This window comes from Bremerella sp. TYQ1 (assembly GCF_020150455.1).
GTDB classification, from domain to species: domain Bacteria; phylum Planctomycetota; class Planctomycetia; order Pirellulales; family Pirellulaceae; genus Bremerella; species Bremerella volcania_A.
In genome coordinates this window covers 40,646-63,679 of record NZ_CP083740.1, presented here as the reverse complement: position 1 = coordinate 63,679, position 23,034 = coordinate 40,646, and the positions used below count along the sequence as shown (strand labels likewise).

At 52.9% G+C, this 23,034-nt stretch carries 20 protein-coding genes; 5 read left to right on the top strand and 15 right to left on the bottom strand.

The features are described from left to right. The first annotated feature begins 428 nt into the window (after positions 1-428). The 4 genes from LA756_RS00245 to LA756_RS00230 all read left to right on the top strand — a co-directional run bounded on the left by LA756_RS00245 (position 429) and on the right by LA756_RS00230 (position 6,380). Positions 429-2,090 (top strand): efflux RND transporter periplasmic adaptor subunit, encoded by a 1,662-nt coding sequence (locus LA756_RS00245; protein ID WP_224437882.1) that lies wholly within the window; start codon positions 429-431, stop codon positions 2,088-2,090. Positions 2,091-2,102: 12 nt separating this feature from the next. Continuing rightward, complete coding sequence (locus LA756_RS00240; protein ID WP_224437881.1) at positions 2,103-5,306, top strand: efflux RND transporter permease subunit; 3,204 nt, start codon at positions 2,103-2,105, stop codon at positions 5,304-5,306. A gap of 38 nt (positions 5,307-5,344) precedes the next feature. Beyond that, the gene (locus LA756_RS00235) at positions 5,345-5,773 is read left to right on the top strand and encodes an RND transporter (protein WP_224437880.1); all 429 of its coding nucleotides are present in this window, start codon (positions 5,345-5,347) and stop codon (positions 5,771-5,773) included. A gap of 250 nt (positions 5,774-6,023) precedes the next feature. Next, the gene (locus LA756_RS00230; RefSeq protein ID WP_224437879.1) at positions 6,024-6,380 is read left to right on the top strand and encodes a co-chaperone YbbN; all 357 of its coding nucleotides are present in this window, start codon (positions 6,024-6,026) and stop codon (positions 6,378-6,380) included. Positions 6,381-6,678: 298 nt separating this feature from the next. On the opposite strand, the gene LA756_RS00225 is transcribed toward LA756_RS00230, so the two are convergent. The 11 genes from LA756_RS00225 to LA756_RS00175 form a co-directional block, all read right to left on the bottom strand. After that, on the bottom strand, positions 6,679-6,894 hold the full coding sequence (locus LA756_RS00225; RefSeq protein WP_224437878.1) for a hypothetical protein: 216 nt from the start codon (positions 6,892-6,894) through the stop codon (positions 6,679-6,681). 98 nt (positions 6,895-6,992) lie between these two features. Beyond that, positions 6,993-7,241: a hypothetical protein gene (locus LA756_RS00220; RefSeq protein WP_224437877.1), complete on the bottom strand. Its 249-nt coding sequence runs from the start codon at positions 7,239-7,241 to the stop codon at positions 6,993-6,995. An 8-nt stretch (positions 7,242-7,249) separates the two neighbouring features. Continuing rightward, the gene (locus LA756_RS00215) at positions 7,250-8,197 is read right to left on the bottom strand and encodes a hypothetical protein (RefSeq protein WP_224437876.1); all 948 of its coding nucleotides are present in this window, start codon (positions 8,195-8,197) and stop codon (positions 7,250-7,252) included. Between the two features lie 33 nt (positions 8,198-8,230). Beyond that, positions 8,231-9,721: an AAA family ATPase gene (locus LA756_RS00210; protein WP_224437875.1), complete on the bottom strand. Its 1,491-nt coding sequence runs from the start codon at positions 9,719-9,721 to the stop codon at positions 8,231-8,233. 55 nt (positions 9,722-9,776) lie between these two features. After that, entirely contained in the window at positions 9,777-10,439 is a 663-nt protein-coding gene (locus LA756_RS00205) for an ATP-dependent endonuclease (protein WP_224437874.1), read from the bottom strand. A 7-nt stretch (positions 10,440-10,446) separates the two neighbouring features. Beyond that, positions 10,447-10,641, bottom strand: coding sequence for a DUF2997 domain-containing protein (locus LA756_RS00200; protein ID WP_207397533.1), 195 nt, complete (start codon positions 10,639-10,641; stop codon positions 10,447-10,449). 3 nt (positions 10,642-10,644) lie between these two features. Then, positions 10,645-11,013 carry a DUF1257 domain-containing protein gene (locus tag LA756_RS00195; protein ID WP_224437873.1) on the bottom strand — a complete coding sequence of 123 codons (369 nt, stop codon included), beginning with the start codon at positions 11,011-11,013 and terminating at the stop codon, positions 10,645-10,647. Positions 11,014-11,240: 227 nt separating this feature from the next. After that, positions 11,241-12,164: a hypothetical protein gene (locus tag LA756_RS00190; RefSeq protein ID WP_224437872.1), complete on the bottom strand. Its 924-nt coding sequence runs from the start codon at positions 12,162-12,164 to the stop codon at positions 11,241-11,243. After that, a complete protein-coding gene (locus LA756_RS00185) occupies positions 12,161-13,231 on the bottom strand; it encodes a hypothetical protein (RefSeq protein ID WP_224437871.1) in 1,071 nt (356 codons plus the stop codon). The genes LA756_RS00190 and LA756_RS00185 overlap by 4 nt, the downstream gene beginning before the upstream one ends. A 63-nt stretch (positions 13,232-13,294) precedes the next feature. Further along, positions 13,295-14,734: a trypsin-like peptidase domain-containing protein gene (locus tag LA756_RS00180; RefSeq protein ID WP_224437870.1), complete on the bottom strand. Its 1,440-nt coding sequence runs from the start codon at positions 14,732-14,734 to the stop codon at positions 13,295-13,297. 96 nt (positions 14,735-14,830) lie between these two features. Further along, a complete protein-coding gene (locus tag LA756_RS00175; protein WP_224437869.1) occupies positions 14,831-16,075 on the bottom strand; it encodes a hypothetical protein in 1,245 nt (414 codons plus the stop codon). A gap of 382 nt (positions 16,076-16,457) precedes the next feature. Between LA756_RS00175 and LA756_RS27080 the strand changes: the two genes are divergently transcribed. Further along, positions 16,458-16,583, top strand: coding sequence for a hypothetical protein (locus tag LA756_RS27080; RefSeq protein WP_261362067.1), 126 nt, complete (start codon positions 16,458-16,460; stop codon positions 16,581-16,583). 213 nt (positions 16,584-16,796) lie between these two features. Here the strand turns inward: LA756_RS27080 and LA756_RS00170 are convergent, their stop codons facing one another. From LA756_RS00170 to LA756_RS00155, 4 genes are all read right to left on the bottom strand, one after another. Then, complete coding sequence (locus tag LA756_RS00170; RefSeq protein ID WP_224437868.1) at positions 16,797-18,731, bottom strand: recombinase family protein; 1,935 nt, start codon at positions 18,729-18,731, stop codon at positions 16,797-16,799. Between the two features lie 452 nt (positions 18,732-19,183). Beyond that, positions 19,184-20,404 carry a glycosyltransferase gene (locus tag LA756_RS00165; protein ID WP_224437867.1) on the bottom strand — a complete coding sequence of 407 codons (1,221 nt, stop codon included), beginning with the start codon at positions 20,402-20,404 and terminating at the stop codon, positions 19,184-19,186. A gap of 116 nt (positions 20,405-20,520) precedes the next feature. Beyond that, complete coding sequence (locus tag LA756_RS00160; protein ID WP_224437866.1) at positions 20,521-21,744, bottom strand: hypothetical protein; 1,224 nt, start codon at positions 21,742-21,744, stop codon at positions 20,521-20,523. A 59-nt stretch (positions 21,745-21,803) separates the two neighbouring features. After that, positions 21,804-23,024 carry a polysaccharide ABC transporter ATP-binding protein gene (locus tag LA756_RS00155; protein WP_224437865.1) on the bottom strand — a complete coding sequence of 407 codons (1,221 nt, stop codon included), beginning with the start codon at positions 23,022-23,024 and terminating at the stop codon, positions 21,804-21,806. Positions 23,025-23,034: the final 10 nt, after the last annotated feature.

Here is a 23,034-nt window from a genome sequence, read left to right as displayed (position 1 = left end):
GTGCTGTAGTCATTGTGCCTTAGAACCTACTGCACCAGCGTCAGAGAACAGCCCGACGCACTCCTGTCCAGACTGCGACTGCTTTTGCAGTCAGTCCGCGATCGTTGGGATGAAAGTCGATTTGGATGATATGTCTTCGTCCGTATGGGAGGCCTATTTTCCAAGTCAGGACCGATGGCAGGTCGCTGAGAATCGAACTCTCATCGATTTAGCGAGCACGCGATCGACGGGCATAACCCCGGGTCGTTCCCTGCGCTTAGCTTTCGCTTCTCTTCTCATTTAAGCACCTGATCTTCACAGTCGTGCTTCTAGGCCGGAAATCCGCGGGCTGAATTTGTCAGCATAAATCCGTAGCTGCATCTCTCGGCATCACAATTCCGACCGCCAAGTTCTCAATCCATCGATATTCATTTTGCGGGAGTTCTGTCATGAGCCAATCCGTAATCGACACTCAACAATCTAGTGCAGGGAGCGGACAAGGGCATCTCGGTGCTTCCAGTACCGCAACTGCTAAGCAAGCGCAATCAAGATCTTTCCTGCAAAGAGTCTGGACATTCGCGCTAGGCAGCATTGGTCCGTTCTTGGTGCTGTTGGCCTTCGCAGGCATCTTTGCCTTTGGTCACCATTACGACTGGAAGATGCCAAAGTTTGCCGAGCTGACCGGCCAATCCGAACCCGTTGTCGCAGACTGGTGTGACGAACACGGTGTCCCGGAATCGATCTGCGTCGAGTGCGATGAAACTCTCATGCCTAAGACGCCAGATTTCGGTTGGTGCTCGAAACATGGCATTCATAACTGCGTACTCGATCACCCCGAATTGGCCCAACTGAGCGATCCACCGTCCATTTCAACCGAGGATAAGGTGCGGGCAGAACTGGCAATGACAATGCCAGTTTCCAAAGTAAATAACAGCGGCTGTTCCACTTATACAAAGCGAATTCAGTTCGCCTCGGTAGATGCCGTTGCTCAGGCAGGCGTTGATGTCGAATTGGTCGAACGTCGTCCCATCGAGCAATCGGTCTCGGGAAGCGGAGAGATTCTCTACGACCCGACTCGTACGGCCAGCTTCGCTTCGCGTACGTCCGGTAGCGTTTGGGGCGTCGAGAAAAATGTTGGCGATCAGGTGCAAAAGGGAGATGTTCTGGCCCTGGTCGAGGCCGAACAAGTCGGTGCACTCAAGTCGAGCCTTATCCGTGCCCTGGCAGAACAATCCCTTCAGCGTCAGAACGTTAAGCGACTGAATATCGCCAAAGAAGCCGTAGCAGGCGTTCGGCTCTTGGAGGCGGACGCAGACTTGGCAAAGGCCGAAGCGGAAGTCTTGAGCATTACTCAGTCCTTGGAAAACCTGGGACTGTCGGTCGATATTCAGTCTTTGGCTCAGCTATCCGAACGCGAGGCGTTCGAGCAGCTTCGCTTTCTCGGAATTCCGCAGGAACTCACGTCGCGTGTGAAGTCTCAAGGTTCGACTGCCAACCTATTGCCGGTTCGGTCGTCAATCTCTGGAGTGGTTGTCGAGCGAAATGTAACCCAAGGAGAAGTCGTCGACACGCACCGTGCCCTTTTCCGCGTGGCCGATACGAGCCAAATGTGGCTGATGCTGGATATTCCTTTGGAGGATCTGGAAAACGTGAAGACGGGTCAGCCAGTTCGCTTTCATGCCGATGGTAGTTCCCACGAAGTATTAGGCCGTGTTGACTGGATCAGTACGGGTGCCGACGCACAGACTCGCATGGTTAAGATCAGAGCTGTACTTCCTAATCCAGATGGTCGACTGCGAGACAAAACATATGGCACTGGCGAGATCATATTGCGTGAGGAACCTAATGCGATCGCGATTCCTTCTGAGTCAGCTCACTGGGAAGGCTGCTGCCGAATCGTATTCGTACGAGACAAGCACTATTTTGATAGCCCTGATAGCCCCAAAGTCTTTCATGTTCGATCCGTACGTCTGGGAGCATCGCACAACGGCTTCACGGAAGTGGTTGCTGGTGTTTTGCCGGGCGAAGTGGTCGCCACGTCCGGCAGCGATGTGTTGCGAGCCCAACTGCTGAAAAACGGTTTGGGTGCTGGCTGCTGCGTGGAAGAATAAAGGGGAGTATGGATGCTTAACACGTTAATTGATTTTTCACTCAGGCATCGAGCGTTGGTGATTATTATCACGCTCGTATTGGCTGTCGGCGGCGTCTTTGCGCTGCAGCAGCTTGATATTGATGCCTTTCCGGATACCACACCAGTCCAGGTTCAGATCAATACAACGGCACCTGCCCTCTCTTCCGAAGAAGTCGAAAAGCAGATTACTTTTCCTGTCGAACAGAGCATTAGTGGTCTGCCAGGTCTGACGGTAATGCGTTCGATCTCGAAGTTTGGGCTCTCTCAGGTCGTGGTGACGTTTGAAGACGGGGTCGACATCTATTTCGCTCGGCAATTGATCAACGAGCGATTGAGTACAGTTGAATTACCGGTAGGCATTAGTCGTCCCCAAATGGGGCCAGTTTCTACTGGCCTGGGGGAAGTCTTTCACTATGTGTTGACCTATGAGGGAGTCGACTTTTCCAAGGTTGGTGACCAGGAACGTGTTGACCGGCTGACTGAATTGCGAACGCTCCACGATTGGGTCGTTAAGCCTCAGCTGCGCTCCGTGCCAGGGGTCGCTGAAGTGAATAGCTGGGGCGGCTACGAGAAGCAGTACCAGGTTCGCCTCGATCCCGATCGCCTGCTCAAGCACGGCCTGACCTACGAAGAGGTCGCAGATGCCATTCGCGCGAACAACGAGAACGTTGGCGGTGGTACCATCACCGATGGCAGCGAAATGCTGTTGGTGCACGGGATCGGCCGAACGGTCAACGTTGACCAGATCAGGAATATTGTCATCAAGGCCAAAGATGGTGTCCCCATTCAGATCAGCGACGTTGCCGAAGTCAAAATCGGCCACGAGATTCGTCGCGGTACCGTCACCGCTGACGGTCAAGGAGAAGCGGTACTTGGTCTCGGCTTCATGCTCATGGGCGAGAACAGCCACCAGGTCACCTGGGCATTGAAGAATAAGCTGGATCAAGTTCGTAGCACACTTCCAGCGGGGGTAACCATCAAGACCGTCTACGATCGGACAGAGTTGGTCGACCATGTCATTCACACCGTGCAGAAGAACCTGTTCGAGGGCGGCCTGTTGGTGGTTGCGGTGCTGTTCATTTTCCTGGGCAATCTACGTGCCGGGTTCATCGTTGCGTTAGCGATTCCCCTGTCGATGCTCTTTGCATTTTCCGGGATGCTTCAAGTCGGAATCGCTGCCAGCTTGCTCAGCCTCGGAGCAATCGACTTCGGCCTCGTGGTCGATAGCTCGGTCGTGATGATTGAAAACTGCGTTCGGCATTTGTCTCATGATAACCAGGGACGAAGCCGCCTGGAGATTATCCGCGACGCGGCGATCGAAGTTCGTAAGCCAACCATGTTTGGCGAACTAATCATCATGATTGTCTACCTGCCGATCCTGACGCTCGAAGGGGTCGAAGGGAAGCTCTTCCGCCCGATGGCCATGACCGTCATTATGGCCTTGGCCGGCTCGATGATCTTGTCTTTGACGCTAATGCCGGTCCTGGCGAGCTTTCTCCTTCCCCACAACATCAAAGAAAAAGAACCGATTCTCATTCGCTGGCTCAAACGGCTTTATGCCCCCGTGCTGCGGTTCACGATGCATAACAAGTTTGTCGTGATTGGTTCAGCCGTTTGCATCTTCGTGGCGGTGTTCGGGCTAATTGCCCCCAACTTAGGTTCAGAGTTTGTACCGCGGCTGTCGGAAGGGGCGATCACGCTCAATGTCGTCCGCCTGGCGGGCACCGATCTGGAAGAATCGATCCGGTATAACACGCAGATGGAAAAGGTCCTGCTGGAAAAGTTCCCCGATGAGATCGCTCACGTCTGGAGTCGTGTCGGTACGGCGGAGGTTGCAACTGACCCGATGGGAACGGAACTGACGGACCTTTTCATTACACTCCATCCACGTAAAGACTGGACGCAGGCCGAAACGCAGGAAGAGTTGACGATCCTCGTGCAGGAAGAACTGCGGGATCTGCCGGGACCGCGCCTAGCGATGTCGCAGCCAATTGAAATGCGGATGAATGAGATGATCTCAGGCGTCCGAGCCGATGTTGCCGCCATCCTTTACGGGGACGACCTTGACCTGATGGTCAGCAAGGCCGCGGAGATCGAGCAAGTCCTAAAGACAATCGATGGGGCGTCAGACGTCAAGGTGGAACAGGTGACTGGACAACCGGTCCTGGAGATCAAAATCAAGCAGGATCAAGTTGCCAGGTACGGCGTGCCAGCCAGTCATGTGATGAACTTGGTTCGCTCACTGGGAAGTCACCATGTAGGGGAAGTTTATGAAGGGCAATTGCGATTTCCCTTGATCATTCGTCTCCCGGAAAAGGCACGGGCCGATCCTAAAGCCATCTCCGATATTTTGGTTGCCACCTCAACCGGGCAAAGAATTCCGCTCTCAAGACTAGCATCCGTAGAGCGAGTCGAAGAGCCGAATACGATCAAACGGGAATGGTATCAACGGCGGATCACAATTGAGTCGAATGTCCGTGGACGCGACATGGGTAGTTTTGTCGCCGAAGCACGGCAGGCAGTCGCCGAGCAGATTGCTTTGCCGCCTGGACGCTACCGCGTTGAGTGGGGCGGTCAATTCGAGAATCTTCAACGTGCTCAGAAACGATTGATGATCGTGGTGCCTATCGCACTACTGATGATCTTCGCACTGCTTTATATGACCTATCGAAATTGGATCGATTCGTTGCGAGTATTCACCGGGGTACCGTTTGCCTGGATCGGTGGAGTAATCGCCTTGTGGATTCGAGATATGCCTTTTTCCATCTCGGCGGCAGTTGGCTTTATCGCCCTTTCAGGCGTCGCCGTGTTGGACGACATGTTGCTCGTATCAACCATTCGGCAACTGCGACGACGGGGAAGAAGTTTGGACGAAGCCGTGGAAGAAGCGGCAATGACGCGTTTACGTCCCATCCTCATGACAACGCTGGTCGCCAGCTTAGGCTTCGTGCCGATGGCCTTCAGTACGGGTATGGGGGCAGAGGTGCAGCGACCTTTAGCAACGGTGGTGATCGGTGGCGTTTGTAGTGCCATGATCATGAGTCTGTTGGTCCTGCGTGTCCTCTATGTGGTCTTCAACCTTCCGGCCGAGAAATTGAGTTCGGACGGAGATGGGGACGACGATCATGGAGAGTTTGAATCTGAACAACCGACGCCGCCTGGTTCTGGGCACGTGCCCGAGACTGCTTCGGTTTAACTAGAATTCAGTCATCAAGAATTGAAAAGGAGAATCTAATGAAGTGGATGTTTGGTTTTTCGAGTTTGGCCGTTGGCCTTTTGGCGATCGCCGCTCTTACACTGACGGGCTGCGGCACCAGTGAATCGGCGATGGGGGATTCCGACGAGCACTCGGAAGTAGCCCACGACGACCATGGACATGAACATGGCGACGAGCATGAGCACGGTGACGAACACGGCCATGTCCATGGCGAATGGTGGTGCGCCGAACATGGCGTCCCCGAAGAAATCTGTGCTCAGTGTGATACCAAGCTGATAGCTGAGTTCAAAGAAAAAGGGGATTGGTGTGAAGATCACAATCGTCCCGATTCGCAATGCTTCATCTGTTCGCCGGAACTCTTCGAAAGGTTTGCCGCCCGGTATAAGGCCAAGAATGGAGAAGACCCACCAACGCCAGAGGTCCTCAAGAAGGACTCCGATTCCTAACGTATCGTCTCTAGCGGAGGTTATCGTCGCAGGTTACCTTCCGCTCGTCAGATACGACGGCTGGCTGTCGCCTAGAGCAGCTAGCCGTCGACTGACGTTTTTGGATAACCCTATGAAACTTCCAGTTCCGATGATTGTTCGCTCCGTTCTTCCACGCTGCTTTTGCTGTTGGAGTGTGATACTTGCTTTTGTCATCGTGGGCTGTGATCACGGGCTCGACAAGACACTGTCGAACGATGATGATAGGTCCGTGGCCTCCACCTTCGTCCAAGCTACCGACGAAACGTTTGCACAAGAAGTCCTGAAGCATCCCAACCCGGTCGTCGTCATCATGAGCACCAGGTGGTGCCCCGAATGCCAAAAAGCGAAACCCCACCTCCAAGAACTTGCCGATCAACTTAAGGGCAAAGTCCGCTTTCGTGAAGTCGACGTCGAACGAAATACGTTTCTGGCCGAGAAGTACGACATCTCTCAATATCCAACGTTTCTGGTCATGGTAGACGGCCAGGTGGAGGAACGGATTATCGGCACCGACGAACTGTCAAATCTTGCACCAAAACTACGCCGAATGATTAGCCCTACATCCTCGGCATCTCTTAGTCGTTAGAAGGACTGTGCGCAATGCTCGTGCAGAACTTGCCCAGGACGAACCGACCTGGGTTACTTTTCATCACACCCAGCTCAACCTTTCTTGCAGGCTTCCAAAAGCTAAGAAAATGGTCCAAGGGGCGTCCATCCGGACGCCCCCTCGTTTGTCGTCAAACACAATTTAATCAGTATTGCGTACGTAGCGGCATCTTGGTCGACAACGGCAAGCTCTCATCTCTCGCCGTCCTCGGCGCTGGCCACCTCGAATTTGGCGATGATCGAGGAAGCGTCGCAACCATTTAATCGTTTTTTGAGTCCTAAGCAGCCGACGGAACATTTCGTTCAATCCCATCTTGGAGTTGAGTGCGTGCGACTTCCACCTCATCCCAATCGACCATGTTGGGGCCGAATAACATCTCATCATCGATCTCCGCCGGGAACTCTTCTACGAGCGAGAAACCCAATCTCCGAATGGTTTGGATGCTCTCGCCGGTTGCGTGAGCGACTTGTTGGCATAGTTCGGATGCATGCATGTGTATTTCCTCTCTACAAGAAATAAAAATGCCCCACGGAAAGACGGTCATGCCTTTCCATGGGGCTAACTATTCAGTTCACAATTGTTCGACTGTCGTCAGCCTTCGCTGGCGGACAACCAGTTTGCTTCCAGCCAGGCTACCTCAGCAGCCAAGGCTTCCGTTCGCCTTAGAAATGGTCCAAGTCTCGGGCCGCCAACGGGTGCCAGGTCGGCGAACCAATAACCTCTCTTGTTGGGCTCCACGTGGGAACCACGTGAAATCTGAACTTTGCCAAGCAAACTCAGGTCAATCGCTTCGTCATAGACACAACGGATCCCGCCGCCAGGTGCAATCACGATTTGCATGGCCAACCTCACTTCGGTGAACGAATAATCCGACGACGCGGGCGATCGACAAGTAAGTCGTCGAGCAAATTCTGGACGCTCGACAATTCCCGACTGACGGCCTGACGTAGCTGAGCACTGTCACGTAAAGACTGCGGCTGGACACCATGAACAATCTCTTGGCACTGGGACACCAGCGAATCTAGCTGATCGTTCGAGCGAATATTCAAGGACCGAAATCGATCGAAGAACTCATTCAAGTTCGAGATCGCCGTATCACGAAAGATCTTTGCTCTTCCATCGTGACTCCCGGATAGCCGTTCCGTGAGATGGGACACGAGCCCGGACAGCTCTTCAATGAATGCGGACTCTGCAAGCTCAATGGCCTCGTCGAAGCGTGCCTGAACGCGTTCACATTCGGCCTGATACACGTCCGGGTTCACCAACCGAAGATAGGGTGGGACTTCAATATTTGGAAATGACCAAGAGACGTCAAATAGTCCTAGGAGCGTGCGAGGGTAATCGGCGCTGTTGTACAAAGCACCTAGTCGCTCGCGCGCTGCGTCTCTCAGCGAGGCGTACTCCTCATCCAATTTCTGGACCGCCTCTCGTAGTTGCTGGCGTCGCTCTTCCATCCAGCCCTCAAATGTTTGCACCATGTCTTGGCGAATCAGTCGAATCCCAGGTTCGGGATACGGCAAGCTCGTCATCTCCCAGATTGAGCGGATCTGGCTACGCACCGAGTTGACGGCTTTGAAGCGAGGATTCCGGGTATCGAGCAGTTTTTTCTCTGCCCGTAGGAATTCCCCCTGGGCATCGAACGACTCAGCTGCCTGATCTTTCTGAGCACGGGTGAGTGTCTTCTGGGTTCCGAACCAGACAAAGCTGACTCGGGTCGCACACATGGTGGATCGCAATCGATCCGCTGCCGATGATTCGGTTCGTTGAACGGGCGGTTCTAAGGTTGTCGCCGTCATAGAGACCTCCTGGATAATGTGAAATTGACTGGATTAGTTGGTTTCTGGGGTGGGGGACAGTCGCCGTCGTGACTTGGAAGACGGCGTATTTTCTGCTCGATAAATGCCGCCAGACTCTGCCGACAGACAACGTCCGCTGCTCCAGCTTCGTAGTCGCTGGACCGATTCGGCGGAAGTCGCGGCAACCGGAACAACGTTTTTGGCCGCCTCTAAGAGCGAAACATCAAGCAGTGCTGCCAGGCGGCAACAGGCGCGAACCTCAGCCCCTGTCCATGACTCGTCCGCCGGTAACACTTGCGAAGGATCGAGTTCGAACCGCCGCAAATACATCTGCCAGATCGCGTGCTTCTGCGATCGCCCTGGCAGGTCCAAAAAGAAAATCGCGTCAAATCTCTCGGCGCGGGTTAGTTCAGGCGGAAGCTTCGAGATGTCGTTGCTCGTTGCGATCACGAAGATGTCGGATTCATGATCCGCAAGCCATGTCAACAAGGTCCCAAGCATACGACTGCCGACACCGCTATCCGTTTTTCCTGAACCGGTCGATCCGCTGAGACTCTTCTCCAGTTCATCAACAAAAAGCACGGCGGGGGCCATCGCGTCGATCACCTTCAACGCGCGGCGTGTTCTTGCCTCCGTTTCACCCACGATGCCGCCCATGAGCGTGCCGACATCGAGCGTCAAGGTGGGCCTGCCGACTTCCGCCCCCAAAGCTTTCGCCAGTGCCGATTTGCCCGTGCCAGGCACACCGAGGAGTAAGACACCTTTTGCCTTGACGGAGTTGTTCGTAGATGGGCTTGGGCGAAGTGCTCGGAGGCAAAACTCCTTCAGCGAATCCAGGCCTCCCAAATCGGCAAACGTTTCGCCTCCGCGATGAAGCGAGAGCAGACCTCCTTTCAGGAGAGCCTGAGATTTGAGTTGCCAGATCGCCGATGGTTCAATGCGGCCATGGCGTACTAAAGACAACGCGAACGCGTTTTCTGCCTCGTATCGACTCAGGCCACAAACCGCATCGAGAATTCGCTCCCGCTGCGAACCTTCCGGGAATTCTTCCGCGTCTGCCGCTATCGAAGCCGCGATTTCTTCCAACTGCTGGCGAGTCGGTAGGGCATGCTCGATCACGGTAATGACGCGTTCCAGTTCGACCGGCAATTGAACTACGGGCGACAGGATAATCAGATGCCGCTGATGAATCTTGCCTTGACCCACTTGGTGGAGGAGTGCTTGGATCACTTCCGCCGATCCGAGAAACCGATGAAAGTTTGCCAAGACCAGGAGCGTAGGATGACCATCACTGGGGACAGAGGCCAGTGACCGAACCGCCGATAGCGGATCGGTTACCGCTACACCTTCGGTCGACGCCTGTCCGCTGAGACCTACGTCGATATCCCAAGTTGCCAGCCGCCAGTTCTCCGTCTGACACATTTGGGCTAGTTCGGCCAAGGCATCGTCAGGCTCACAACTCTGAACCCAGAGGCCGCTGAAGCCGGCCCGTACCAGTTCCTGTATTTCGTCTGCTAAGCGCATACGGATTCCTTATGGATTGAAGTAACAAGTAGAACAACGCTCGCTAGAGCAAGCGTTAGACAGAATGGGCCAATTGCCCGATGGTGGTGAGCCAAGAAGCGATTTCCCCATCGGGATCTCGCTGCTCAAGGAATTCTGCCGTTATTTGGCTGGCAACCGTAGTATTGAGCCAGCGTTTCGCTCGGCTCGTGAGACGACTTTTCGATCGCCGCGAGAGGAGTTCCCATGGCTCGTCGGAAATGCCCGACTCAAACAGTGCTTTGGCGACGACCGTTCCCACGGGATCGAAGTCGCCAAACGTCACATCGATCTTTCCGGCATCGCGAATGGCATCCGGATGCAGGTAGTTTTCGAGACTGCGTTTGCGGGTAACGATAGCCCGGCAACCAGGCCGCCGATTGATGATCTCGGCCGCTTCCTGGCGAGATTCGGTCTCCGGTGAGACTTCATGGTCCAACAGGAAGAACTCCGGTTTACCGAGAGCGGCGAAGCGGTGGGTCCAACTTGGCAGGTTATTGCCACCGAACGGAACAAAAATGAGTTGACCTTGCTGTTCCATCTCGGCCAGATTAGGCAGGTCGGAACTGATCACATGAAGCGTCAGTGAGATCCTTCGCAAGAACTCAATGTCATTGGTGCCTTCGACGATCACCAGTACGCGTGCTCGATCGATCAATGCCTGGTTATCGGGTGGTTTATGATTGTGAAACTCGGTCAATGGTTACCTACTCTTTCTGCTCCAGCTGGGTTTGCTGCTGGACGCTCGTTTGATGAAATTCCGACGTTGCCGTGTCGGACGTTTTCCTGCCCAAGGCAAGTTCCAGAAAGCGGCTGGCTTCCTGGCACTCGGCCCCTTGAAAGCCCCGGGTTTCCAGCTTGGACTCTCCTTCGGGAGAGACAATGATTTCGATCACTTTCACGGATTAATTTTCGCCTCCAACTTGAATGAGAAGTTTGATGCTGCCATCAGTTAATGGCTGCTCGGTGGTCGTGTAACCCTGTTTACGAGCCTGCAAGACCGCGGCCTCGACGGCGTACCGCTGGATAAACTGGTCGAGCTCTTGCTGCCGCCCCCAGCGGCCCGCATAGTTGTCATAGTCGAGGCGACCACATTCAAGATTGGCGACGACAGGGTATCGCCAGTCTCGCAGTTGGATCGCCCAACCGGTTTTGCGTTCGCTAAACAGTTGGACTTCACCGAATGTGGGTTCTGGTAATTGCAGACGCCGCGTTGCTTGGCGAATTGCCTCTAGATCGCGTACTTCTGTCTGAACCGTGACAACATGTGACATAGAACCTCCTTTTGAAAACTATTGACAAAGATCACAGCGGTGATCTGACAAATGAGAAATGATGGCGGCCCAATCCAGCCCCTGATTTCAGCCAAGGCAGAGGTGGCATAAACATGTCGGGAGATAATATCCCTCACTTAGTTATGCCACGTTTGATCCGAAAATTTAGCAAGACAAATCAGCAAAGCGATCACCCACAATTCCGCACTCGGATTTGCCAAGTTCTGCTACGGACGGTTGCTTTGCCAAGCAGGAAGAATGAGATTCAAGGCAAGCCAAAGGGTTACGACGACGCCGATTCCGCCGACGAGCCATAGGGCACCAAACGCCAAGGAATCTGCGAGCTTATTGAGCGGTGCTTCCAGAAGTCCCGGTTTTCGAACCACGATGGGACTCCCGCTGTCATCGAAGATGATTTGATCCCCACCGAGAATTCGCTCCGAATTCGGTAGGAACGCCGCCAGGAAGGTCGCTGATCCAATCGTTTTGCCAGGATGCTCCTCGATGAATTTCCCGAGCCAGCCAAAGAAACGCTCTTTGTCGCTCTGAATGACTTGTAAGAGGCCTGCTCGCTGCTCTTGCGGTACGCTCTGCAAATCATCTAGGTGTTTTCCCAGTGTGAGAGCTTCTTCCCGACTCAGCTGGCGCGCCAGCGCTGCTCCACTGTCTGGCCAAACTCGGACCAGTTCCATTCCAACGCCGGGATGTTTGATTTCGGCCTGAAGCATCTGGGCACCAAGCTCTTCAGTCGCTTCGGCCAGTTGTTGACCGCGACGACCACTCGCCAGTCGGGCAGCCGCTGTCGAAACTTCTTCCGTAGGTAATTCCCCAAGGGCCTGAACGATCTTGGCGGGTACCGGAGCATTGTCGAGAGCACGGACCACATCAGGACCATGTTTCGCCGCCAATTCCGACGCTTTGGCGACTGCAGACTCACGCCCGTCACGAGCCAGTTTGGCAGAAACTCGCTGTAGCAATTCCGGGCCAACCTCTTTGGCGAGTTTTTCGGATCCTTCTTCGACCGCTTCTTTCGAGAAGAACCGCATGAGTGTTTTAGAGATTGTCGATGCGGGCGACGCTAAAAGCCAAGGAGACGCGAGAAGCAGAACGAGAAGTACCACGCCCAAAATCAAGACGGGGCGAGTTCTCACGCTTTCACCTCCAGAATCGATTGCTTTAAGATTTCCAGGTTGGCCCGGTTGAGTTCGTCACATGTATTTTGCAGAACATGCTTCAGGCCAGGGTAGGCATCTATCGCGGAATTCGTACATTCTGGGAGACCATGAATCGCGGCGACTTCGATTTGATCGATTAGTTCCAACAATTGCTTGCTAACATCGGACCTGGCGTATTCCCCCAACACTTGGTCAATGATCAGCCCCGCGATCAAACCAGCGACCACACCAACACCGGTACCCAATGGACCGACTGTTGATCCGAGGGCACTTCCCGCCGAAGCACTTCCGACGGTCGCTCCTCCTGCGGTCGTGCCAATCCGTACCAGCATGGCCATGAAGACTTGTTCCACGGCATAACCGCCTACACCCGAGGTCACTTCAATCACCACCAAATCCGTAACGCCATCCGCCGCCGTTTCCGTGGAAAACTCCCGAACCTTCTCTGTGACCTGCTGCGAGAACGTCCGGGTGTTCAGATTCTGTATCGCAGGCAAGGAAAGCCCCGCTGTCGCTGTTTTTACCTTCCTGAGCATGACATTGCGATTGGCTTCGACATCTTCGCGAAACAAGGCCAATGAAGCATCGATATCGCGTTGGATCTCCTGCGCTGAGAATACATGCTTTTCCAATTGGCCCGAGATGAATGCCTCGACTGAATTCGATCCGGTCATCCAATCGCCTGGCATCCGTCGCAGTACCCCCCACTTACTTCCCAGCCCAGTCACATCTTCCGCAAATGGCTTTACCCCTTGTCGATAGCGTTGAAATGACTCCTGGATTCGGGCGAGACAACGCTCCGCGGCAGCACGATTTGCCAAATCTGCCTGGCGAATGACAGGGAAAACATGATCGTCGAACAACTCTTGTCGCATCTCAGACTCCGATCGCTGAGACGCCTCTGGTGAGGTCGACTCCGTCGATAGCTCGGGAGGACTTGGTCCCGACTTGAGCGTGAGATAGCTGATCGCCCCGAATAGACAAGCCAAGCTAAGGACTCCGGCAATTTGCAGTGTCCATTTCCCAGGTTGCATTGATTTCATACATCCTCCTTCTCAAAACAAAGTGAAGACATCCCTGCCAAAAATCCATCATCCGTGTTCCCCTTACTTCAAACATTTAATGGAAACCAGTCCGGTTCGACCGGCATACAGGCCATTCAAAATCTTGACGGCGCAGAACATATTCGAGTCGATGACCTCCACTTTCGTCCCCGAATCGACCATCATCACCCGTCCTGAAGCGATCATCTGCTGCATGCCGATCGTGTTGCCTGCGTAAGCGTATTCGGAAGCCGCGATGAGATCGTCGGGCGTACTGGCAATAAATACAAAGGACCAAGGAGGGTTGGCAATGGTCACAATGGATCCCGAAGGGACCGCGAGATTGGCGATGGCCTTCGGGACACGGCTCTCATGCTCCTTCCACATAAGCTGTTGCGATCTTGCTGATATACTGCGAGCTTCCGCTGTCGCCCTAATCGCCTCACGCACGGGAATGCAGAAGGAGATCTCGTCTTCGGACACGGACTTGGCATTCACCACACCAATCACCTGTCCCGCCTCGCCAAAAACGGGACCGCCCGAGTTGCCTCCATTCACGGACGCTCCCAGTTGATAGTGCTCACGCCCCTGGAGCGGATGCGTTGTACTGAGAATGCCCGTGCTTACTGCTGTCTCGAGTGTTTCGACTCCGTTGAACAAACCCGGGTTTCCGATAATGGTGACCGCTTCCCCACGCTGAAACTGGTAATTCTTGGCCATCACTACTGGGCGAAAGTCGACTCGATCCAAGATCCGGAGAACGGCAAGGTCCCAGTCGGGATCCTCGTACAGAAGCGATACGCGATAAGGACCGCGACGGTCTGCACTTGCTGCTGGGCTATAAGCTCGCAAATCCTTAAACTCGCCGGTGGCGGGATTGAGTGCCGCGACAGCGACCACATGACTGTTGGTTACCAGCAGTTGATCCCCGACAATGAAGCCGGTTCCACTTCCCACAGCGCCACGCAAAAGCACGACCGACTGCTCATTCGCCTGAACGATTTCGCGGACCGACATCGGTGAGTTGTTTCCGTCAACCGTGGCTGGTGACGAAGACACCTGTCGATCACGAGCCCAGGAACGCTCATCGGTCGCTACGGGCTGCCCAGTATTTCGGCTAACTCCCGGCACCTCCGAGTTGGAATTCGACTGACTGGTGACGGCGATGATCGTCCCAACAAGCAGTGCGGCACCTACCGGAACGCCCACAATGGCCAGCCAGGCCAACGGAGAAGTACTCGACGCACGGGCACGGTTTGCCACCCTCGACGGATGAGGTGCTGGTGGTACCGGAGGTTTCACAGGCTCAGCGACTGGAACGCGCGTTTTCAAGCCCCGAATCTTATCGGCAGCAACCCATTCGCCATCCGGGCCTTTGCGTACCTGGTAACCGGCATGCACATCGCCCTTCTCACCAAACTGCTTAAGCTGCAGCGAGGTATATGGCCCGTAAATCCCCTGCGGGGTTTTTACATACCATTGCCTCTTCGAATCATCTTCCATTACTCGCCCCTAAAGAGTGCTCTGAATGAAATTGGACGACAGAGCGTTCGCCTTTCTGCTGGCCCAAAGCAGAACGCCAAGCCCCCATACTCCCCGCTAGGGAGTCACGTAGTAGGAGTAGCGATGCTGGTAAGACGTCCCAGGAAAAGAAATTTCCATCGTCGCCATGGTAGGATCCGATTCCAGCGGCTGTTTCGGGCGAAACATCTTCTTGTCGCCTCGTTTCCAATCGTCGAATTCCCACGTTTCGGTTTTTTGGAGCAGCCCCTTCCAGAAGGTCACTTTGACTTGGCAATGCGGAATGCCTTCTAGGCCATCCAGCGTGAACTCCACACCCCGCTTCGTATCCGGCCAATAACGCTTGGTGACGTAGGGCTGATACCGTCCGGTAAACGTCAACGACTTACAGTACTTGGCGATATCGCTATCTCTGGCATCCCCTTCATACGTGTAGCTGACCGCCGTCGAAAAACTGGGAGAATAAACGGTCACCTCGACTTTCTTCACCCCGGGGACTGTAGTGTTCCCAACGGACTTCCCCAGGGCTTGGAGTCCTGCCTCATAGCGGCCATAGAGCCAGGTATTGGCGTCCCAGTTTGGAACGAAGTGGACGTTCGTACGCGTCGCGCCATCGGCACCGGTCAGTTTCACGACCACCGTCGCGTCGCGAATTGCCGGGCCTTGGTTGTGAACGTAAAGCCAATCAAAAGGGCCCACCGGTCCCCAGGACTCATCCAGGTCAACCGTGATGCGGTTGGCGGGATAGGTCAGATTCGCGGCATACTTTTTGGCAACTGGCACCAACATCTGGTGGGTGGCATCCAACTTTTCCATCGCCGCAAACAAGGGATAGAGTTCATTCTTGATCGCTGTCTGCATCTGCTCAGCTTCCAGCCCACGAGCGTATCCTCCACCAGGATTCCCCATGAACCCATCGATGAATGAATTGGCCATCAGTTCCCCAGTTCCTGGCGGCTTGGGAAGCGCATTAAGACGCTCTGCCCGCTGAAGGCATTCCACCAGCGACGCTTCCGTCTGCCGCGTGATGTATTCAATCTGCCGATCGGAAGACTTGATGTCCTTCAAGGACAAGATCGTCGTATGCCCTGATGACAGCGTCTCGGTCAGGTTGCCGGGTCCCTCGAACTCGTCAGGAGACGTCTTCAAGGTCATGGCCAGGTGGCCAGCCAGCGTTCGGTACTCCTGGGGAAGTGCCGGTGGCGCGGCCACGACCGGCTCCGAAACAAGCAGACTGGCAATGCCCCCCAGGGCCCCCAAAAGCAAAGCCATCGATCTGGCCAGGTAAGACTCATGGCCCGCAGGCACCCAATTGTTTCGCATGATCGCTCCTCAAGGATAAGAGAGTTAGGGATCACGCAAGCGGAGGAAGATGGCTCGACGCATAGAAAAAGGGACGCCGAACCAAGTCCGCTCGTCCCGACCTCCGCCAAGAGGCACGACAGAACAGCACCCGGCCGACGTCCCCTTTCGGGGACGCGGTACAGGTTGCTGCTTTCTGTCGTTCGAGAGCCCGAGGGCTCAAGTTGGCGGTTTCGGGACGAAGCAGTTTTCCAACGCTCACGCGTCATATCGAGATGTCTGGCCGACGTTGGGTCAGCCGTTCATGAATAACGTATTCCATTAATGTGTTAAAATGGACGTAGCAAGATAGTTGCTCGCCATCCCCCAAGTCTACTATCTAAGATCGTTCCAGGGAAGCGATATGAATCATCTGGTAACCGGCCGCGGGAATGTCGATCATCGCGGTGAATACCACAAAACAAGTTCTGCTGTCGAATGGCGTCTTCAGCTACAATTGTTCAAATTGATCATCATCGCCAGCGACTAACTCTTCGCTTAGCTGGCGAGCTACCGTCTTAGCAATCAGTTGAATAAACTGCGACATTGCGTTCGCAATGGGTTCTGTGGCATGACTGTTGTCGGTCGAATTATTCGGCCTGTTCTCTGACATAGGTCCTCCAACTGAATTATGCGCATAAAAAAGCCCCCGGAGAAGTTCACCGTGGGCTTAGAGGAAACATCGAATTGTTTGGCAAAGAGATTAGTCCTGATTGCCAGGTTCATAGGTTTGAAACTCAAATCGCGGATGCAAGTGCCGTCGCATACGATTGAGGTTCATCGGAGCCTCGGTCACCGGGATGTATGGATCTTGCAGGCCCATTGAATCCATTTCAGCCTGCAATTTGGCTGCATTCTGCACCGCTGGCAGGGTGATCCCTAGTTCGGCGGCAATGTCGCGTTGTTTCATGCCCCCGTCTCGGAGCGCGATAACACGCTCTCGAAACGCTTCACGCTGAACTGGCTCGAACAGGTCCACCTCAAGCGACGGCGTCATGACTTCTCGCGCCAACGTAAGGTCGTTCAATCCAGGAACCAACGAACATAGATTCAGCTGAAACTTCGCGCGAATGACGATCGCCCCGCCGTCGCAGAGACGCATGGGATGAGCCTCGATACGTGGGATCAACTTGCGCATCACTCGGCTAAGTTCATATGGACACACCGAACCTTTGGCGATCGCCTCCTTGGCTAGTTCTCGTACCTGATCGGAAGTCGGAAGCACCGGCGCCACGCTAGGACGTGACTCTAGTTCTTGCAGTTCTAACTTCGCCTGCTCCAACTCGGCCTCGGTTTCAGCAATCTTCTGGGAAACAAAGTCAGAGCCCTTGCCATTCAGAATGAACTCGACCAAGCGATTCAGGTCACGTGTAAGCTTGTCGATCCGCTTTTCAATCTGGTTCCGCTCTGACTCTCGCGTGTTAGTCAGAGCTTGAAATTCATCTCGCACTTGGTTCTGAAGCGTTTCTGGGAAATTCGGCAACTTGTCGCATACTTCATAGACAGCCGTCAGAATCTTCGCAGATGCAAGAAGCCCATCGAAGGTCGCACTTTGCCAGCAATGGTAGTCACGAGCCCCCTTGCAAACCATGTGGTCCACTTGGCCATGCCCTCCCCACTGCATTGGATGACCGCAGACAGCGCAGAACACTTGCTGACCAGGAAAACGCGTGCGTTTCTTGGGAACGTTGGCTCGAGAATCGCGGCCGTTCACCTTCTTGCGCCGAAACGGTGCGTTCTTTGCGTCGAGCTTTCGGAGGAGACGGTCATATCGCTCGGCATCAATGTAAGCCAAATGCGGAACTTTTCGGACTTGAAGATTCTCTGGCGGAGCCTTTACGGAGCGTCGTTTACCAGACTTATTGTTCCGCTTGGCCATCTTACGGCCTGCTTCCCGGATACCCTTCAGAATTGGATTGTGAATCAGTCCCGAGACAGCAGCTGCAGTCCATTTTTTCGAGCGACCAAACGGACCTTTCGGGACTTGATTCTCGTTGAGAAAATCCGCCACCATCGAGTAGGACTCTCCCTTCTCAAGTCGCGAAATGATCTCCATAACGATCGGCTCTGCATCGGGATCCTTCGTCACATCCGCATCGAGAGCTTTGGGAAAAGGCTTGATATACCCCTTCGGTACCGTTTGGATCATCCCCTGAAGAAATCGGTTTCGAATACTTCGCGTAATTCGTTTAGAGGTATCCGAATTCGACTGTTCATGGTGCATCGTCGCGAAGCTGGCTTTCAGGCGCCAATCCTCGTTAACGGTGTCTAAGTTGTCGTTTAGCATTACGACCCGAGTATCGTGGTCTTCGGCCAATTCCAAGAAATCAATCGCCCGATTTCGGCGACAGATTCGAGCCAAGTCCTCCGCCATGAACAGATCAAATCGGCCTGACTCGATCGCCTCTTCGATTTCATTCAGTTCCGTGCGATCAAGCAGTTCGCCACTTCCCCGGCTTTGAATGACCTTGACTACGAATTTCTGATCAAGGTTGTCTTCACACCATTTGGAACAGATTGCGATCTGATCTTCAAGGCTACGCGTATCCTGATGGACCGTCGAGATGCGGGCCACGATCAGGACCAAGTATGTGAGGCCATTCTTTGGTGAAGGAATTCCACCGGAAAAAGAAATCATGGAGATCTCCCAAGAGATTATGTCCATGACTACCCTTCCCTTCACGCTACTTGCATCTCGCCTATGGCAGGATGATTCCCGTAGTCGTCCAGTACAGAGTGAATGGCACAGTGTGCCAAAACACGTCGCAAGAGGTGAGAGGACGGTATTCTATGCCATAACAGCTGATAAGCCCTAAATCCTTGCAGGGGCAAGAGCTTCGACCTAAGTCACTTGTTTACAACGACTTGCGCGAACGGCTCGAACGAATCCCGTTCTCTCCGCTTTTGAAATAAGGCTCGCCGTAAGGTCTTCAACTGGAAGGCTTTGCGGCGAGCCTTATTTTTTTGCAATCGCACGAATGACTTGCTCATATTTTAACTCATCCAGGCATCTGACCGCGTAACAATGAGGAAGTATTCCGAGACAATCGGAAAACGGCGTTCATTCGTCACCTGCTCACAGCAATTTGCCTATTCCGCGAGTACTCCCTCTACGATCTCACGCAAACGCTTCATATCGTGCTCAGCGCTCAACTCTCTTGCGGCGCGATGTGAATTTTCTTTGTAACGCATCACCTTTTCGGCGTTAAGTTGTGAAAGAGATGTGGCCAGAGACTGCGGCGTAAAGTCGTCTGTAACAACTCCCAAGTCATAACTCTTGACAAGTCGTGCCATTTCCGGCGATGGCCCTACGGCAAGACAGAGCCGCCCCTGTACAAATTCAAAGAACTTGTTGGGCAGGGCATGCTCATGATTAAAAGACACCGGCGGCAATAAAGATATTCCGCAGTCATAACCATTCAGCACTCTGGGAATATCATCGAATTTGACTGGATCTTGAAAGTGAATTCTTGGGTCATCGCTGGCTAAGGATTTCAATTCATTGAGATACTGTGAATCACTTCCGACGAGAAATAAATCCAAAGTGAAACGTTCATCCAAATGCGACATTGCTTGGATCAATAGCTCAATGCTGCGATGTCGGCTTGCTGCGCCATGATGGACTAGTCGTATTTTTTCTCCTGGAGTTAATTTCGGCTCTAAAGATTCAAAGCCTCTCGCATTCTTGATCAGCGGCGGCTGTTCAATGCCAAAGACCCGACTGTACTCATCTGCGATGCCCTCCGACACAGTTGTTATTTGATCGCATTTGGGAAGATACCTCTTAAGAAGCCAAGTGGCGTAGCGATTCTGCACACTTGCTTTCTGTCCGCCGGGAAACTGCTCAGGCGAAAACTCGTGGGCGTCAAACAGAAGCTTGGAATGCCCCTTAGCACAAACGCAGACAGCCAAAGCCGAAAGGTCATTTGCCAAAATTAAATCAGCCTTATTACTCCGTAACTTCCTTACCAGCGATCTGCGAACAATTTGGGTCTCGATAAGAGTATGCAGATGAAATCCAATCACCGGCAACGCCATCAGCCATTGCTCGGAAACAATCCCAAGCAACATATTGCCCGCTGACCAAAGCCCTTTCGCTTTCACTAAAGAACGAATCTTCTCAATCCTGTTTTTTCCAGCGATCTCTAATATCACGACATCCGAGATGTCTATCGCCTCCTTGAACTCATCGACAGGGGGATTGAATCCAACCGGAATAACTTCGTGGCTGTTGCAGAGCGTGCTTAATTGCCGCTTGACCCTGGGATCACGAGAAAGATCGGAACGAGAAAAAACAACTATCCTGGACATCGAATTCCATTCTTCAAGTACACATCGCGTGGCCAAACAATAACTCATTACAACTTAACAGAACCCACAAAAACCACCTACTACCATATACATACCCATACTATTCCTGCTTTACCCTACCCATCACTACATGCATTGACTTCTAGAACCTTTGACAATGCAAGCAACATCCATGCCTGACCCCATCGCATATACGGCATTCGATTGGCAACGTACCTGTGATGCGTTTTTTTGCGAACCAATTGATAACAATACGACCCGTCGCGATTCTGCGTATTGTGGAGAACCCATCGGAGTGAATTCAGCAGATGGCCGTACGCATCTTCGTGAAAATGCAACATGGCAGTATGAACAAGTAATGCTTCTGCACATCCATGTATGTCAATTAACTCGTCCAATTGTGGACTTCGCCTCGGCTGCCCTTCTCGTCCAATGAAATTCGCGACATAGTAGTCATATCTCCGGAGGGCTGCTTGAAACGCATTTCGGTCATTGGATTGCTGACCAATCATCAGCAAACTTCTTACCTCAAATCCTGTATGATAGTTGTCCTGATGATTCTTAATTGTCTGGTCTTTCGCCCAATAATTGAGACCGCCATCCTCGTCCATTTCATTCAATGCATAGTTAACGCACATCCGTGAAACATTCGTAAAGTGCGCATTCGATGTCAATTTTCCGACGCGAGCCAGGAAACTGCCAATTAACAGATTGGCGTTGTGAACGTGAAAGTCATCAATTGGTGAATAACTAAAGCAAACAGCATCTTGCTCCACCGAGTAGTCCATACGATGGTTCGTTGTCAGGTGCTTCGAAATGCCAACAACCGTATCCAGCCATTGTTCGTCGTTGGTGATTGCGAATAATTCGCAGAACCCCTGCCCAACTTCGCAACAGATCGTGCCGAATGGCGTACCTGCTGGAAAAAACACACGGCTTTGCCAGTCAAAAGTATGCCCCCAGCCAAAAGGATACTTAGGTGCAAGACTTAGCTCGAGTAGTTTCTCACCAATGGTGATAGCTACGTCACGAAACTCGTTGATCTGCGTGACGCGAAATAGATTGCAGTAAGCCTGCAAAAAAAGCCCCAAGCCTTTGGCGTTATATGTGGGCTTTGCCCCTAAAACCCTTCGTCCGGCTTCATAGGGCCACATTAATCGAATAACAATGCCGGAAATCCGGTCCGCCAAGGGAATGCGAGAGACGCGATTACCCCAACAGCGTTGCAATTCGGCGAGGTCATAAGGATCGTATCCTTTGAAATCACGTCGCCTTACCCATAGGTCCAGTTTCTTAATTGCCTCTTCAACTTGATCGGTAAGGGGCTGAGGCAATTGCATGGATGTTATCTTCTGCAGATGTCTGACGACTGGCCTATGGGCAGCTTTGGCTTCTTTATTTACCTGGAATTTGTTTTGGCAGCACTAGGACTTGAGCGACTGATCACATCCGACGCTAAATGCCAATTCGCTGGAATTAACCAATCACCTACCAGTTTAGGAATTACCGTAGATGCCTGCGATTTAACTGCGCGAACGCCAAACCCGATCACATCGACTAGATGATCGCAGTGACCAGCGGAAGTGTTAAAATAGAGAGTTGCCGTGTACGCACCTGGCGCCAGAAAGAGCGAAGGCAAGTCACATTCGATGCACGTTTCGCCGGGCGTAAACTCTACTGACACATCAGAAGACCGTGTATCAAGAGTGAAAATCCGATGACCTGCAAAATTCGAAATTCCAATTGCTAATCGAGCGCCGAGGGTTTGATCTGGGATTCTCAGCTTTAGTTTGAATGAAATAGAGTCGCCGGTGTTCATATATCCGGACCTAACTCCATTTACTGCGATCGACACCCGCTGAAAAACGGAAGACGTTGACCTAGAGTCGCGAGGCAAAATAGCTAAATCAATTTCAGATTCAAACTCTTGAGAATTGGCCAAGTAACGATCAACTGCTTCTATAGGTTCACCAACGAAATCGATAGAACCATTTTTTAGTGTAAAGCATCGCGAGCAAAGCGACTGTATGGCTCCCATGTTATGGCTGACGAAAATTACGGTTCGCCCGCTTGTAGCCACGTCTTGCATCTTTCCGAGGCAACGCTTTTGAAATTCGGCATCCCCTACCGCCAAGACTTCATCAATTAAAAGAATCTCTGGATGAAGATGCGCAGCAACGGCAAACGCCAAGCGAACTCGCATTCCGCTGGAATATCGTTTAACAGGCGTATCGAGGAACTTTTCAACACCTGAGAACTCAACGATCTCGTCGAACTTTTGAATGATTTCCTGGCGTCGCATCCCAAGAATAACGCCGTTAAAAAAAATGTTTTCGCGTCCCGAAAGTTCTGGATGGAAGCCTGTCCCTACCTCAAGCAAACTGCCGACACGGCCGCGGATTTCAGCCCTACCGCTTGTTGGCTTCGTAATACGAGTGAGGATTTTTAGTAACGTACTTTTTCCGGCACCGTTTCTTCCAATTACTCCAACAACTTCGCCGCGACGAATCTGAAACGTGGCATCCTTCAGCGCCCATACTTCACGCTTACTGTGCGTTTCATCTACGGAATTTTGGCCGCGAATTCCGTCTACGCTTTTACGTAACGCACGTGTAGGCATTTGAGCTCCC

Bases quoted from the DNA above. Each gene is read 5' to 3' on its own strand.
- LA756_RS00245 (WP_224437882.1), top strand. From the start codon at position 429: ATGAGCCAATCCGTAATCGACACTCAACAATCTAGTGCAGGGAGCGGA.
- LA756_RS00240 (WP_224437881.1), top strand. From the start codon at position 2,103: ATGCTTAACACGTTAATTGATTTTTCACTCAGGCATCGAGCGTTGGTG.
- LA756_RS00235 (WP_224437880.1), top strand. From the start codon at position 5,345: ATGAAGTGGATGTTTGGTTTTTCGAGTTTGGCCGTTGGCCTTTTGGCG.
- LA756_RS00225 (WP_224437878.1), bottom strand. From the start codon at position 6,894: ATGCATGCATCCGAACTATGCCAACAAGTCGCTCACGCAACCGGCGAG.
- LA756_RS00220 (WP_224437877.1), bottom strand. From the start codon at position 7,241: ATGCAAATCGTGATTGCACCTGGCGGCGGGATCCGTTGTGTCTATGAC.
- LA756_RS00215 (WP_224437876.1), bottom strand. From the start codon at position 8,197: ATGACGGCGACAACCTTAGAACCGCCCGTTCAACGAACCGAATCATCG.
- LA756_RS00210 (WP_224437875.1), bottom strand. From the start codon at position 9,721: ATGCGCTTAGCAGACGAAATACAGGAACTGGTACGGGCCGGCTTCAGC.
- LA756_RS00195 (WP_224437873.1), bottom strand. From the start codon at position 11,013: ATGTCACATGTTGTCACGGTTCAGACAGAAGTACGCGATCTAGAGGCA.
- LA756_RS00185 (WP_224437871.1), bottom strand. From the start codon at position 13,231: ATGAAATCAATGCAACCTGGGAAATGGACACTGCAAATTGCCGGAGTC.
- LA756_RS00180 (WP_224437870.1), bottom strand. From the start codon at position 14,734: ATGGAAGATGATTCGAAGAGGCAATGGTATGTAAAAACCCCGCAGGGG.
- LA756_RS00175 (WP_224437869.1), bottom strand. From the start codon at position 16,075: ATGCGAAACAATTGGGTGCCTGCGGGCCATGAGTCTTACCTGGCCAGA.
- LA756_RS27080 (WP_261362067.1), top strand. From the start codon at position 16,458: ATGAATCATCTGGTAACCGGCCGCGGGAATGTCGATCATCGCGGTGAA.
- LA756_RS00170 (WP_224437868.1), bottom strand. From the start codon at position 18,731: ATGATTTCTTTTTCCGGTGGAATTCCTTCACCAAAGAATGGCCTCACA.
- LA756_RS00165 (WP_224437867.1), bottom strand. From the start codon at position 20,404: ATGTCCAGGATAGTTGTTTTTTCTCGTTCCGATCTTTCTCGTGATCCC.
- LA756_RS00160 (WP_224437866.1), bottom strand. From the start codon at position 21,744: ATGCAATTGCCTCAGCCCCTTACCGATCAAGTTGAAGAGGCAATTAAG.
- LA756_RS00155 (WP_224437865.1), bottom strand. From the start codon at position 23,024: ATGCCTACACGTGCGTTACGTAAAAGCGTAGACGGAATTCGCGGCCAA.